Origin of the sequence: Simiduia sp. 21SJ11W-1, assembly GCF_024138675.1 — a bacterium.
GTDB lineage: Bacteria > Pseudomonadota > Gammaproteobacteria > Pseudomonadales > Cellvibrionaceae > Simiduia.
Window position 1 is genome coordinate 2,417,733 of record NZ_CP090959.1, and the last position, 13,749, is coordinate 2,431,481.

The 13,749-nt window shown below is 54.3% G+C and carries 12 protein-coding genes; 1 reads left to right on the top strand and 11 read right to left on the bottom strand.

The window, feature by feature from the left end:
- Positions 1–6 precede the first annotated feature (6 nt).
- The 7 genes from L1F30_RS10690 to L1F30_RS10720 all read right to left on the bottom strand — a co-directional run bounded on the left by L1F30_RS10690 (position 7) and on the right by L1F30_RS10720 (position 8,141).
- The gene (locus L1F30_RS10690; protein WP_253356072.1) at positions 7–1,896 is read right to left on the bottom strand and encodes a type VI secretion system Vgr family protein; all 1,890 of its coding nucleotides are present in this window, start codon (positions 1,894–1,896) and stop codon (positions 7–9) included.
- A 151-nt stretch (positions 1,897–2,047) separates the two neighbouring features.
- Entirely contained in the window at positions 2,048–2,536 is a 489-nt protein-coding gene (locus tag L1F30_RS10695) for a type VI secretion system tube protein Hcp (RefSeq protein ID WP_253356073.1), read from the bottom strand.
- A 399-nt stretch (positions 2,537–2,935) separates the two neighbouring features.
- Positions 2,936–5,620: a DUF2339 domain-containing protein gene (locus tag L1F30_RS10700; protein ID WP_253356074.1), complete on the bottom strand. Its 2,685-nt coding sequence runs from the start codon at positions 5,618–5,620 to the stop codon at positions 2,936–2,938.
- A gap of 57 nt (positions 5,621–5,677) precedes the next feature.
- Positions 5,678–6,223, bottom strand: a complete 546-nt coding sequence (gene tadA / locus L1F30_RS10705; protein ID WP_305879904.1) for a tRNA adenosine(34) deaminase TadA — start codon at positions 6,221–6,223, stop codon at positions 5,678–5,680.
- Positions 6,210–7,046 (bottom strand): putative RNA methyltransferase, encoded by an 837-nt coding sequence (locus L1F30_RS10710; RefSeq protein ID WP_253356075.1) that lies wholly within the window; start codon positions 7,044–7,046, stop codon positions 6,210–6,212. The genes tadA and L1F30_RS10710 overlap by 14 nt, the downstream gene beginning before the upstream one ends.
- On the bottom strand, positions 7,043–7,291 hold the full coding sequence (locus tag L1F30_RS10715; RefSeq protein WP_253356076.1) for a DUF1653 domain-containing protein: 249 nt from the start codon (positions 7,289–7,291) through the stop codon (positions 7,043–7,045). Before L1F30_RS10715 ends, L1F30_RS10710 begins: the two co-directional genes overlap by 4 nt.
- Before the next feature lie 73 nt (positions 7,292–7,364).
- Positions 7,365–8,141: a ferredoxin--NADP reductase gene (locus tag L1F30_RS10720; protein ID WP_253356077.1), complete on the bottom strand. Its 777-nt coding sequence runs from the start codon at positions 8,139–8,141 to the stop codon at positions 7,365–7,367.
- A gap of 141 nt (positions 8,142–8,282) precedes the next feature.
- On the opposite strand from L1F30_RS10720, the gene L1F30_RS10725 reads away from it, so the two are divergent.
- A complete protein-coding gene (locus L1F30_RS10725; RefSeq protein ID WP_253361817.1) occupies positions 8,283–9,179 on the top strand; it encodes a LysR family transcriptional regulator in 897 nt (298 codons plus the stop codon).
- Here L1F30_RS10725 and L1F30_RS10730 read toward each other — a convergent pair.
- The 4 genes from L1F30_RS10730 to purU form a co-directional block, all read right to left on the bottom strand.
- On the bottom strand, positions 9,176–9,658 hold the full coding sequence (locus tag L1F30_RS10730; protein WP_253356078.1) for an Lrp/AsnC family transcriptional regulator: 483 nt from the start codon (positions 9,656–9,658) through the stop codon (positions 9,176–9,178). The two genes, L1F30_RS10725 and L1F30_RS10730, sit on opposite strands and share 4 nt — an antisense overlap.
- A 24-nt stretch (positions 9,659–9,682) precedes the next feature.
- Positions 9,683–11,182: a Na+/H+ antiporter NhaC gene (gene nhaC, locus L1F30_RS10735; RefSeq protein WP_253356079.1), complete on the bottom strand. Its 1,500-nt coding sequence runs from the start codon at positions 11,180–11,182 to the stop codon at positions 9,683–9,685.
- Positions 11,183–11,349: 167 nt separating this feature from the next.
- Positions 11,350–12,555 carry a pyridoxal phosphate-dependent aminotransferase gene (locus L1F30_RS10740; RefSeq protein WP_253356080.1) on the bottom strand — a complete coding sequence of 402 codons (1,206 nt, stop codon included), beginning with the start codon at positions 12,553–12,555 and terminating at the stop codon, positions 11,350–11,352.
- A 140-nt stretch (positions 12,556–12,695) separates the two neighbouring features.
- Positions 12,696–13,586 (bottom strand): formyltetrahydrofolate deformylase, encoded by an 891-nt coding sequence (purU, locus tag L1F30_RS10745; RefSeq protein WP_253356081.1) that lies wholly within the window; start codon positions 13,584–13,586, stop codon positions 12,696–12,698.
- Between the last annotated feature and the right edge of the window lie 163 nt (positions 13,587–13,749).

Genomic DNA, 13,749 nt, shown 5'->3' on the forward strand with positions numbered 1-13,749 from the left:
ATTCAATCAGTTAATCAGTGTAATGCCGCCTTTGAGCGTAAGAGATGCGCCCGCCTTCACTTCTGCCGTAGCATCGCCTTTACAAGAGAGCGTTGTGCCTTTTATCACAATGCCAGCAGGCGTAAGCTTAATGCTAGAGCCACCCACCTTAAGCTCAATAGAAGCTTTGGAGGTGATTTTAATTGCACCTTGCACGTCTACGGTTTGGGTGCCCTTGGCAACCTTCAGCGTCTGATTGCCAGACTTGACGCTAATATCCTGATTACCCTTGGATATCACAACCGTTTCATTTCCTTTGGCAACAGTGATGGAGCGGTTATTGGTAACTTCCAAGGTCTGGTCGTTTTCAACTTTCCCCAACTGATCGTTATGGATCACGAAGCGGTGATCTTTACCCGCCTCCATATATATTTCTTCTTTGCCACCCTTATCATCAAAACGCAGCTCATTGAATTTACTGCCTTCAAACTCTGTTTTCCAGCCGGACTGGGTGGCCGTGTAGTTGGGCCCGGTATTTTTCTCGTTATATACGGCCCCCGTTACCACGGGCCTGTCTGGGTCTCCATTTAGGTAGTTAATCACAACCTCTTGGCCTACCCTGGGTACAAAGTTCGCACCCCAGTTTTTACCTGCAAAAGATTGTACCACCCGAACCCAGCACGAGTTTTGCGCGCTATTCCAAGGGAAGGTGACTTTCAGTTGTGTGTAAACGTCGTCAGATCCATCGGCGGTGGTTGCCTTTACTTCCACCACCTTGGCCACCTGTGCGCTGGTCACATTGCGGGCAAATGCCGCAGGGTCAGGGCGCGGGATAACACCCACGGGTACTGCAGAAAACTGATTAATGTACTGTGTGGTTTTGCCATTACCATCGGCCGCGGCAATATGCAATTGGGTAACCAAGTATTCGCCAGCCTCGGATTCAAGCTGATGATCTAACTTAAATTTCCCACCGGCTATAGCGCATGTACAGTTACTGGTGACCTCAGCCACATCAAAACCGGATTCAATGGCCTCCATGGCATGGCTGGCAATATCTTTATTGGAGGCTTCGGTAATTTTATGTTTGTGATCCTGATCAAGCTCAAGAATATAACTACCATACTTCTGAATTTTGAAAGACTTGACTTCATTTAAGGAAGATTTGGTTTTAACCTGGTATTTGCCGTCTTTATCGGGAGCAAACTCACTGTAATCCTTAAACTCAAAACCGCCAGTGTGAAAACTGAAATTTCGCTCCCAACTGCTTATCGTGCTTTTAGTCGGCTGGCTGCCATGCCCGTTAAATTCAAGCGTATCTTTAGAGCAGTTAAAAAAGCCCTGGGCATCGTCTACCAATACCAACTCGACTTTCTTGTCATCGTGATTAAAGTAGTACGCAATACCCTCTTCGGCCATTAATCGGCTGACGAAGGCAAAATCTGTTTCTTCAAACTGCACGCAATAGCGGCGGGTTTTATAGCCACCTGAAAGCTTACCCGTAGAGAACTTTACAAAAGACGAATACTCACCCAGCACTTCTTCTATCACTTGCTTGGCGGTTTTGTTTTCAAAGATGCGATTTTTACTACTAAGCTGCGAGAACCACAACCCGGGCATAATAACCACCCGATAGTTGCGAAGCTGCTCGGCATTGACATCAAGCATCCCCAATTGCACAACATAGCCGTGAATGTATCGGGTAGCCTCTTCACCTTCTTTGTTGATTGAAACGGTGATCGGCTTTCCAACAAGATCTTGTTGTTTTAGCTTGTGGTCGCCAGACATCATGTCCAGCTCATAGCGATAAAGCCCTGATATGCATTCATCGCCCACCAAGCGGGTGGCAATGAACTTATCTGCGCCCAAAGGCGAGGTTACTTGCAACAAGCGATGATTTTGATTGAGGGTCGCCATGACGGGGTACAAATCCTTGTAATATGTCTACGTTCAAGTATCTCGGCTACTCGATGGAATCCGAACGGCCCATGTTTATGTCAAGACCAAACGGCAAAAGGCCGAGGCCCCTGCACAGCAGAGGCGCCCGACCCGGCAAGCGAAAAAACGCTTACAGTGGTGTAGCTGTAGTAAGGTCGTAACCAACACGCATGTTCTTGGTGTTCTTGTTGGTTTTGTCTGCGTGAGTCAGGTCTGCTTCGATTTTGGCGAAGCTCAAAGACAGGGACTCCTGTGGCGCACCACCGGCAGCAGCACTTACGCTGTAAGAAGAGATGATCACTTCTTCCAGAGTGTAAGTTGCGTACTTCTCAACTTTGTTGGCACCGGTTTGAACAACGTGGATTTCTACCTTCACACCGGCATCGCCAGTTACAGAGGCTTTGAACAGGCCGCCTGAGGCTGAATCCAGTGGTTTGGTAACGGTGATTTCGCTGATGCTTGGACGTGACGCTTCACGGTTAGCCATAGCACCGGCTTCCATAGTGATGGCACGGCCAACACCAAAGTGGAAGTTATCTACTTCAATCCAGTTGGCATAGCCCTCTGCGGTTACGTTGCCAGCGGGTGAATTGCCGTTGAAGTTCATGTAAATCGCCATGATTGAATTCCTCTTTCTCTGTGGTCGATAAATGGGCGTTTGTTGTAAAACAATCCAGCAGTCCTTTGTGGAGTAAAGCAACTGCCTCTCTTGCCTCTCAGCAATTGAGGTGCATTTAAGCAGAGTGAAAATGCCGGTAAAAGCCCCGCAGGCTGGCTTTTAAATCCACTCTGGCACGATTTATTTAGTTCACTCTGACACCTTTTAAAAAGAATCTGGCAAGCCTCTGGTTAAGCGCAGAAAACACGGAAAAAATAGCGGTTTAGAAAGCAGCTGCGTGAAATTTAGCCAATCTTTTCCGCAGGCACTCTGACACGCATTTAATAAAATCAGCGCAAAAAAAATCCTCCAGTTGGAACACGTCAGTACCAACTAGAGGATAATTAACACCGCAGGCTGTTATGCGCGGTTTACATTCTGTTGAATTTTTTGGTGCAAAAATGCCACGCCAAGCAGTGCCAAGCCCAGCCCCATAAAGGATGCCACACGCCACAAACCTTGCAGATCGGCCATATCAACCATAAATATTTTCACAATAACCACAGCCAGCAGCAGCATACCCGCCCGGTAACAGCGCTTGCCCCAACGCCAACTGCCGCCAAGTAATGCCGCTACCGCACACAGCAACCACACCACCGAATAGGTATACAGCTCACCATCAAGTACTGCGGCCTTGAGTGAAACAGTGCCTTGCCACAAATGGCGAATCTCCACAGTTAAAAACAGCAAACCGGCACCGGCAGCAAGCAAAGGCATCCAGGTCGAAAGCGGGCTTGGGTAGTAACGGCGAATCAGCAAGCACCAAACAATGGGCAAGCCGAAAGCGCCCAGCAATAAATTCATCATGGGCCTTGTACCCACCTCCCCCCACAGCCACTGGCTACTGCTGAAAAAGGCCATCACCAAGGCGAGATAATTTAATGCCGAAGCTGCCAGCAATACTTTTGCATAGGCCCGATACCAAGCGGCGAGCTGGGCGCCCAGGGTGGCCTTCAAGTGATACACCAATCCCAATGCACAAAACAGCGAAAGATTAACCACGGCGTCTATTGCTGAAAACTCGGCGGCATACACATTGCCATCGTGCAGCCAGTAACGCGCCTCAGACCAAAGCGTTAGCACCAACAAATGTAGCGCTGCGGCCTCGGCCCAGCGTGCTAATGCTGGCATTAACGCCAGCCAGCGCGCCGCCAGGTAGCACATGGCCGTTGCACCGCCGTAGGTCCAGAGCGTCCAGTGGCCGGATTGGGTGTAGCTTGCAAGCCATGGATTGAGTGTTAGCCGAACCACCACAATCACGGCAATTAGCTTGAAAAGCCAACCAAGCTCCGGGGCATCAAAGCGCTTCATCACCCACGCCAAAGACAAAAGTTGTGAGGCAACGGCGAGGGTTAAGGTTGCTTCATCGAGTAACCAGGCGGCGATAAGTGCATAGGCGAAGTGGCCGGCCAACAACAGCCATACGGTAAGCGCCTTGGGCCAGGTTTTTGATTGCGCCATAAAAGCCAGCCACATAGCGGTGGCCGCCAGCAAAAATGCCAGCATCGCCCACTGCCACACCGAGGCATAATTCTCTGCCAGTAAATAGCCCGTAAAGAGCTGAAGAATGGGCACCATTGCCAACAGGCTTGGCCACCAGGCACCGGTTTTTAATTTGAGGTTACGCAGTGCAAAGCCCATAAAAAGCGCAGCAAAAGCACTGAGGAAGGCAAAAAATTGGGTGTGTTCAGCGGCCGCTAAAGGCTTGAAAGCCCACTGCCCTGCGTCTTCATGCAGTTGATGCAGCAATACCGCACCATTGACCCCTAAAAAGCCGGCCCAACCGAAGCAGGTATAGCGCACGCGGCTGCTGGCCAGCCACAGGGTTAACGCCGGCAGCAACAGCCAGCTGAGCCATGCGCCAGACCAACCGCTAACCAGCAAACTCATTAAAAACGCGGCCCAAATCGCGATATGGGTGAGCAGCGCAGGCGGCGTGTCATCATGGCGCACGATTGCACGCAAAGGCCAATGGGGCTCATCATCTGCTGGCGTAAACCGCAACCAAAAATTACCGCCAGGAATTGCCAAAGTGATATAGGCAAGCACGGCAAGATACACCAGGCGCCAGTGCTCGGCATCGACGCTGCTAAACGATAGGGCCCACCACAACAATGCACCGGCTATACACCCCCACCACAACCAGGGCCGGTACACCATGCGCAACAGCCACAGCACCGAGGCTGAAATAATCAGCGCATAAGCCATAGCCGCAAGAATGTTGCCACTTCCGGTAGATACCAGCAGCGGCACACTGTAAGCACCAAGCATGCCGATGGCGGCAAGCACCGGGCCGTGCAACAAGGCCAACCACAAGGTGGCCACTGCCACCAATGCCAGGCACGCGAAAATAGTCAGCGGGCTGAACATTTGATACAGGTGTAACGCCGCCAAAAACGCCGCAAACAGGGTAATACTGCCACCGCCGGCCAAGGCCGCAAACGATGGGTGCGCGCCCTGCTTGGCGCGCAACCAGAGCGCGCCCAGGTGCAGGGCAATGCCGGTCACAATGCCACCAGCGATGCGAGCGCCGGGGCCCAACAGGCCTTGCTCAATGGAATATTTGGCAAGAAACACACCCGCCAGCCCCACACACAGGCCGCCCAGCCACACCATCCATTGTTGCTGCAAGCGCGCCCAAAAATCCGGCCCGGTTAACAAGGGTTGTGGCGGGCGCGGCGTATCGCTGGGGGGTGAAGGCTCGGTATCCAGATCGAGCTCCAGTGAAAACTCGTCTGTTTCATGCGCGCCTTCAGCCTTTGCCGACACCGCTGAAGTTGGTTCAGGTGTGCTTGATGCATAGGACTTTGGTGAAGGCTGAATAACTCGCGAGACATCCGGGCTTGCTGGCGGGCCTGGTGGCTTGGGTGTAGATTCAGCCGGCGCCTCGGCATTGGCTGCCCATTTTCCCGAGCCCAAATCACGGCGCAGGGCTGTGAGATCCTCGCGCAATTGCCGCACCTGCATGAAGGCTGAAAAACCCAGTATTGCGCCAATAATTACGGCCAAAATGAGGCCAACCAAGACTAACCCTAATACTTCCATGCAATAGCCTCACGCCTACTTTTTATTATGATTTCCAGATTGCAACCGCGCTTGCGCTTATCTACCCGGCTCGCTGCCCGTATCGGGCAACTGATTAGGAGCCCGCTTTAGCGCGCGCTTTTGTTCACGGCGCGCACGAAAAAAATCACTCAACAAGGCACTGGCCTCGGCCGCCATTACCCCTGCGGTTACGCTGAGCTTGTGGTTTAAAAAGCCCCGCTCAAAAAATGCCTCCTGGCTTTGCACCACGCCCGCCTTGGGTTCGGCGGCGGCATACACCAGGCGATCTACCCGCCCGTGAATCATGGCGCCGGCGCACATACTGCATGGCTCCAAGGTGACATACAAGGTAGTGCCGGGCATGCGGTAATTGCCAAGCTGCTTGGCCGCCGCACGCAGGGCAATCACTTCGGCGTGGGCCGTTGGATCTTGGCTGCTAATAGGCTGATTAAACCCCGCCCCCACCAATTGTTGATTGCACACCACCACTGCCCCCACAGGCACTTCGCCCTGCAGGGCTGCAAGCTTAGCCTGCGCCAATGCCTGCGCCATCCAGTGGGCATCCCACTGGGCGGTATTTTCTGCCGAACTACTGTGCGTCATGAGCCAACGCCTGTGCAGAGGCCTTGTAAACCGAGATCACAAAATCTGCCGTCAGGTCAGTAAACTGTGCGGCAAATTGCGTTTTTTGTTCATCGGAAAGTTTATAGGCGAAGGGCGTCATGGCAAGCAGTTGTGCCAATTGCCCGGGGCCTGTTACCGCAATGCTGAAACTCACCTGTTGCGCTCGCTCAAGTTCGAATCCCACTGGGGCTGTGGGCGGCTGATGGGGGCGTATATCCGGGTAGATAAACTCGCGCAAGGCAAGCAGGTGTTGCGCGCCCGGGGTCACCACTATCAGGCGGCCCTTGGGCGTGAGCACACGCGCAACTTCTTGCGCGTCAAAAGGTGCAAAAATCACAAGCGCTGCATCAAATTGGCCGCCCGCCAGTGGCAGGCGCTTGCTTGAGGCCACCGCCAGTGACTGGCCGGGCAATGCGGCCCTGGCAGCCTGGCGCACGGCATCGCGCGAGATATCTATGCATGCCACGCTTGCGGCCACGTCTGCCTGTGCTTTTAAAAGTTCGCGTGCGTAGTAGCCCTCACCACAGCCGATATCCAGCCATTGGGTGAGCGGGCCAAGCTCTGCAAAACACAGTTTGAGTGCAGCCACCAAAGGTTGATAGCCGCCGCCGGCGAGAAAGGCCCGGCGTGCGAGAATCATGTCTTTGTTGTCACCCGGGTCTGGCCGCCTTTTTTGGTTGGCCAGCAACAGGTTGGCGTAGCCTTCTTTAGCCAGATCGAAGGTGTGGCCGCTGTCACAAACCCAGGCGCGATCACGCAAGGCCAAGGCTTGCTGGCACACGGGGCACTGCCAGCGAATCATGCAGGAGGCCCCGCCAGTTCATCCAGCCCCGGCGCGCCGGAGACAAACTCAAAGCGCGCCACGGATTCACCGGCCACGCTAACCTGCTCGGTAAACATATCCAGCGGGCGGGTCCACCAGCTGTAATCACCGTACAGACACCGGTACACCACCAGCCACTGCTCGGTTTCGCTGTGCCTGGCAACACCAAATACCTGGTATTGCTGGCCTTTGTAATGACGGTATATACCGGGCTTGACGGTCATACGGAATCTCTGGCTAGGAAAACCGCGAGTTTACCAAAAACCGCCCTGCCCTGCGGGCCTTGTTGGCAGGCGCCTATTGCTCCACAAAGGCCCGTTCAATCACATAGTGGCCGTTGTTTGAGCTACGCACCTCATCAAACCCCAGTTCATCAAGAATACTGCAGGTATCTTTCAGCATGGATGGGCTGCCACAAATCATGAAGCGGTCATCGGTGGGATTTATTTGCGGTAAATCCAGATCCGCCGTGAGCTTGCCCGAGCGCAGCAGGTCCGTCAGCCGGCCCTGATTGTGGAAGGCTTCGCGGGTGACCGTTGGGTAATAGCAAAGCTTTTCACGCACCAGCTCGCCAAAAAACTCATTATTTGGCAGCTCGCGTTCAATCACATCGCGATAGGCAAGCTCGGATACATAGCGCACCCCATGGGTGAGAATAACCTTGTCGTACTGCGCGTAGACTTCTGGGTCTTTAATGATACTCATAAAAGGCGCAAGCCCCGTGCCTGTGGCAAACAACCACAGGTGTTTGCCAGGCAAGAGGTGATCGGTTACCAAGGTGCCTGTGGTTTTGCGGTTGATAATTATCTGGTCGCCCGGTTTTACCTGTTGCAATTGCGAGGTTAAGGGGCCGTCTGGCACCTTGATAGAAAAGAACTCCAGCTGGTCTTCGTAGTTGGCACTGGCAATGCTATAGGCGCGCAGCAGCGGGCGGCCGCCATCCTGCTCCAGGCCCATCATGGTGAAATGGCCGTTGCGAAAACGAAAGCCCGCATCGCGGGTGGTTTTAAAGCTAAACAGGGTGTCGTTCCAGTGATGGACTTCCAAAACAGTTTCTTTAATCAGGTTGCTCATAACCACTCCTCATCGAATGGCCCTAGACTAGCCACCACACTTTAATTGGTAAAACGGGATGTTTTTATATATATTATCTGTTTTATAGATATAGATAAGCACAGGTAGGCACATGCCATGGCAAACCACACCCCTAGCGCCCTGCACTTTACCCTGCGCCAGCTGCAGGTGTTTATTGCGGTAGCCCACTTCCACAACGTAAGCCGGGCGGCCACGGCGCTGGCCATGTCGCAATCTGCCTGCAGTAGCGCCCTGAAAGACCTAGAGAGCCAATACGGCCTGCAACTGTTCGACCGGGTGGGCAAGCGCCTGAAACCCAACGAGCTGGGCGAGCAGTTAAGGCCCCAGGCCGAAGCGCTGTTGGCACAGGCGCAGGCCTTCGAACAAAGCCTTGGCCGCCAGCCCGGCGCCGGTAACCTGCGCATTGGCGCCACCCTTACCATCGGCAACTATCTGGCAGTTTCGTTACTGAATCAGTACCTGCAGGAAGCGCCCGGCAGCGACGTGCATTTAGATGTGGCAAACACCGCACAAATCACTGAAGCCCTGCTGAACTTTGATATTGATGTAGGGCTGATTGAAGGTGAAGTGCATCACCCGGCCCTTGCGGTGCGCCGCTGGCAAGCCGATGAGCTGGTATGCTTTTGCGCACCCCACCACCCCTTGGCCACGCAAGGCCAGCTAAGTGACGCGGCCTTGCTGGGCGCCCGCTGGATTCTGCGCGAATCAGGCTCCGGTACGCGGCAAACCTTCGATCGCGGCATGCACGGGCTACTTCCTCAACTGGATGTGCTATTGGAGTTGCAGCACACAGAGGCCATCAAGCGGGCCGTTGAGGCGGGTTTGGGTATTTCGTGCCTGTCGCGTATCTCGCTGGCCGACGCCTTTGAGCGCGGCTCGCTGGTGCCACTGGCCACGCCCCACCGGGATTTTTCACGGGATTTATACATTGCCCTGCACAAACAAAAATATCAGGGCAGAGGCCTGAGGCGCTGGCTGGCTATTTGTGAGGAGGCGGTGTCTGGGCGGGTGGGCTAGTCGTCGTCGAGTTCGAACAACTCATCAAGGGGCACGCCAGCAAAGGGCTTGCTGTCTTCAATGACCAATTGCGAGTGCATTTTTTCAATGCCCAGTTCCTGCTCCAGCAGGCCTTCGCTCAAGGTGTTGAACTGGGCGGCATCCACGCACAGAAACTCCAGAATGTAGTCGTACTCGCCGGAGATTTTATAACAGCGGATCACCTGTGGAATGTGCGCAATGGCCTGTTTGAAATCGCGATTTACCTTCGGATCTTGCGACACCAGTGACACATTCACCAAAAAGTGAACATGCCGCAATTTGGCGAGGTTAAGGCTTGCGCTATAGCCGGCAATCCACTTTTGGTTTTGAAGCTTCTTAACCCGCGATAAACACGCAGACTCAGACAAAGACACCTTTTCTGCCAGGCGCGCATTGCTAATGCGCGCATCTTTTTGCAAGGCGTTAAGGATTTTTAAATCAATTTTGTCGAACTTCATGAACTCGCACTACCCTTGGGCAATTTAATGGCTCGCGGCTGCCCGCTCAGTGGTGCGGGCAGCCTCTTGCTCGAGCGCGGCACGCTCGGCATCGGTAATGGGCACAATTTTAAACTGAGAATAGCCATAGATGGCAGAGATCACAGGGTTTATGAGGTTAAAAAAGCAATAGGGCAAATAGGCAAGCGTGGCCACGCCCAATGTACCGGCCATGTAGGCACCGCAGGTATTCCACGGAATCAGGGGTGAGGTAATGGTGGCCGAATCTTCCAGTGTGCGCGATAAATTCACTGCACTCAGCCCGCGCTTGGCAAACTCCATGCGAAACATGCGCCCGGGCAATACGATGGCGATGTACTGATCCGCCGTCACAATGTTGGTGCCTATGCAGGTGAGAATGGTGGAAACTACCAGGCCACCCACGGATTTCGCAAAGCGTAAAATTGTGGCGATTAACGCCTCAAGAATGCCCACCCGCTCAATTACCGCACCCATCACCATGGCACTGATAATCAACCACACAGTGGTGAGCATCGAGCTCATGCCGCCGCGCGACAGCAGGCTGTCGATTTGCTCGTTACCGGTGGTGGCCACATAACCGTCGGCAAAGGCCATCCAGATACCCTTAAATAACCCAAGGGCCACGGGCAGGCTTGCATCCACACCGGCGAATTTGAGCACCGCCTCTGCCTGAAAAATAACGGCAAATACCGCACCCAACAAAGCACCCAGGAAAATACTGATAATGGCCGGCACTTTTTTATAGGCCAACACAAACACCGCCAACAACGGGATGAGCAGCCACAGGTTAATATTGAAGTTGTTTTCCAAAAGGCTCAGCATGGCTGCCATTTCGGCATCGGCCTCAGGCACCTCGGCACGCATGCCCACCACCAAAAACAACAGCAGCGCAATGATAATACTGGGGGTTGTGGTCCATACCATGTGGCGAATGTGGGTGAATAAATCGGTGCCCACAACGGCCGGGGCCAGGTTGGTGGTATCGCTTAAGGGCGACATTTTATCGCCGAAATAAGCCCCGGAAATAATCGCACCGGCGGTAATTTCTACCGATAACCCCAGCCCGGCGGCGGTACCTATCAAACCGATACCAATGGTGCCCGCGGTTGTCCAGGAGCTGCCGATACTCACACTCACCAGGGCACACACCAAACAGGCGGCGGCATAAAACCAGCTGGGGTCGAGCAGCTGCAGGCCGAAGTAAATCATGGTGGGCACGGTGCCGGCCAAAATCCAACTGCCAATGAGCATGCCGACCAAAAACAAAATCAAAATGGCGCCAAGGGCCACTGAGATACCTTTATAAATGGCGCTTTGCAGCTCGCTCCAGGATATGCCTGCCCGCCAGCCCATCAAGGCCGCCACTGCCGCGCTCAAACACAGGGCAATTTGGTTGGCGCCCATGGAGGAGCTATCGCCAAAGAGGTATACCGAGAGCCCCAAAAGGGTAAACAGGGTGAGCGTTGGCAGGGCAATTTCCCAGGCAGCCAGTGGTCTTGACATAGGTTAATCACTTCTAAAGTTATTATTCTGCTGCCGAAGAGGTTCGGCAGAGGGCCATCTTGGGCCTCATGGTAAACATAGCGGGCGGCAAGTGCCAGCAACGCAGGCACCGGCCCGCGACTACGCAATAAAAACGCAGCCGACAGGGCTGGGGTTAACGACCGTGGTTAAACGGCGGTGCGGGTGGCGTCTTCGGCGAGCATATTTGCCATGCGATCCATGGCTTTGGTTAGCACACTCACGGGTTGGGCCAGGGTGATGCGCACATAGTTAGCCGTTACATCACCAAAACCTGCACCTGGCACCACCGAGACGCCCGCTTCATCCAATAACCGCTCGGCAAATGCCTGGCCCGAACTTGCCACGCCATCGGTGCGCATCATCACAAACATGCCGGCATCGGGTGATTCCGCCGAGACACCGGCCATGGCATTAATGCGCGCTACCAGAAAGTCGCGGCGCTTTTTATATTCGTCACGCATTTGGGCTACGTAATAGTCATCGTGACGCAAGGCAAAAGCGGCGGCATCCTGGATAAACTGCGGGCAGCCGAACACACTGGCACCGGCCAGGTGGGTCAGGTGTGGCACCAGCGACTGGGGAGCAACCACCCAGCCCACGCGCCAGCCGCTCATGGCGTGGGATTTGGACAGGCCATCCACCATAATCACGTTATCCAAGGCTTCGGCTGCAGCGCGCAAACTCACGTGACGCTGCTTGAAGGTAATCATGGAATAGACTTCATCGGAAATCAGCCACACGCCGCGCTCGCGGGTGTAGGCGGCAAGCTCGGCAAGCTCGGCTGCAGAAATCATATTGCCGCAGGGGTTGCCCGGAGTATTGACGATGACCGCCTTGGTTTTGTCGGTAATGGCGGCCTTCATGGCGTCCATATCCAGGGCGAAGTTGGCATCGGCGCGCAGGGCAACGGGCACGGTTTTTACACCCACGGCATCAAAAACCCCGCAGTAACCTACGTACATCGGGTCTGGCACCACTACTTCATCGCCCACATCACAAATACAGCTGAACACGCTGTAGAGCGCGTTGGTGCCACCGGGGAATATAACGATGTCATCGGCGGCACAGGGGTGGGGCGAGGTTTTACTTTCAAGCTCGGCTACGGCCTCACGCAAACCCAATTCACCTTGGGCAGGCGAGTAGTGGGTGCGATCGCGCTTCATGGCCGCCAGCGCCTGGTAAAAAATGGGCTCGGGGGTGGGGAAATCCGGGTCGCCCACGCACAGCAAGATCACATCTTCGCCGTTGGCCTGCATGTCCAGTGCGCGGTCGTGTACCGCCCATACTTCGCTGGCCTCGCCGTCTAAACGATGAGCTAACTGGCTGATAGATAAAGGCTTTTGGGTGGACATTGGAGGTACCTACTGCAAACGGTTAACGGGCATTGTGTAAAGACACAAGCTTAGCCCGAGCCGCGCGCAGAGATTAGGGTAATGGCCACCCAAGGCAAGCCACCCTGCGGCCAGCGAGGTGTTGAAAAGAAGAATCTGCGTTAGCGCGAAAACACCACCGTTTTGTTGCCATTGAGCAGCACCCGGTGCTCTGCGTGCCAGCGCAGCGCGCGGTTGAGCACCACCGATTCAATGTCGCGGCCAATTTCAGTGAGCTCACCTGGCGTATTCACGTGGGTTACCCGCTCTACGGCCTGCTCGATAATCGGCCCTTCATCCAGATCGGCCGTGACATAGTGGGCCGTGGCGCCAATGAGCTTTACCCCACGCTCAAAGGCCTGATGGTATGGCCTGGCCCCTTTAAAGCCCGGCAAAAACGAGTGGTGAATATTGATCGCGCGCCCGGCCAATTGGCGGCACAGCTGGTTTGATAAAATTTGCATGTAGCGCGCCAGCACCAGGCACTCGGCGCCCGAGCTTTCCATCAAGGCCAACATTTCCCCTTCTTGCTGGGCCTTGGTGTCAGGGGTGATGGGCAGGTGATGAAACGGCAGCTGGTACCACTCCACCAGCTCCTGCATCACCTGATGATTGGAAACCACGCCCACAATATCAACGGGCAAGGTGCCCTGCTTCCATGCATTTAGCAGGTTGTGTAAACAGTGGCCCCATTGGCTCACTGCCACCAACACCTTCAAGCGCGAATCGGCATCCACCAACTGCCAATCCATGTTGTAGCGCCGGGCCACAGGGATAAACGCCGCCTGAACTTCCGCAAGCGTAAGGCTTTGATCGGTGGCATCGAGCACGGTGCGCATAAAAAAGCGGCGGCTCTCAACATCTTCAAACTGGTGTGATTCACGAATATTAAAGCCCTGGGCTGCAAACAGTGCCGCCACATTTGCCACAATACCCGGCTGATCTTCACAACTGAATTTCAAGACAATTTCACGTACGGGCTTTTCGTTTGCAGTTTTCTCAGGCGTACTCACAACCACTTCCTTTTATACTTTGATTTCGCAAGCTCGGTAGGCGCAGTTCTACTTAACAGCTCGCAACAAATTCGCTTAATTTAAGTCATTCATTCACTTTTATCGCAAGGCAGGGGCATTCTACACTAGGAATTCCAAAATGCGTGCGCGCAAGCCTGGGGCT

Coding starts and splice junctions, on each gene's coding strand:
- L1F30_RS10690 (WP_253356072.1), bottom strand. CDS start 1,896: ATGGCGACCCTCAATCAAAATCATCGCTTGTTGCAAGTAACCTCGCCT.
- L1F30_RS10695 (WP_253356073.1), bottom strand. CDS start 2,536: ATGGCGATTTACATGAACTTCAACGGCAATTCACCCGCTGGCAACGTA.
- L1F30_RS10700 (WP_253356074.1), bottom strand. CDS start 5,620: ATGGAAGTATTAGGGTTAGTCTTGGTTGGCCTCATTTTGGCCGTAATT.
- tadA (WP_305879904.1), bottom strand. CDS start 6,223: ATGACGCACAGTAGTTCGGCAGAAAATACCGCCCAGTGGGATGCCCAC.
- L1F30_RS10710 (WP_253356075.1), bottom strand. CDS start 7,046: ATGATTCGCTGGCAGTGCCCCGTGTGCCAGCAAGCCTTGGCCTTGCGT.
- L1F30_RS10715 (WP_253356076.1), bottom strand. CDS start 7,291: ATGACCGTCAAGCCCGGTATATACCGTCATTACAAAGGCCAGCAATAC.
- L1F30_RS10720 (WP_253356077.1), bottom strand. CDS start 8,141: ATGAGCAACCTGATTAAAGAAACTGTTTTGGAAGTCCATCACTGGAAC.
- L1F30_RS10730 (WP_253356078.1), bottom strand. CDS start 9,658: ATGAAGTTCGACAAAATTGATTTAAAAATCCTTAACGCCTTGCAAAAA.
- nhaC (WP_253356079.1), bottom strand. CDS start 11,182: ATGTCAAGACCACTGGCTGCCTGGGAAATTGCCCTGCCAACGCTCACC.
- L1F30_RS10740 (WP_253356080.1), bottom strand. CDS start 12,555: ATGTCCACCCAAAAGCCTTTATCTATCAGCCAGTTAGCTCATCGTTTA.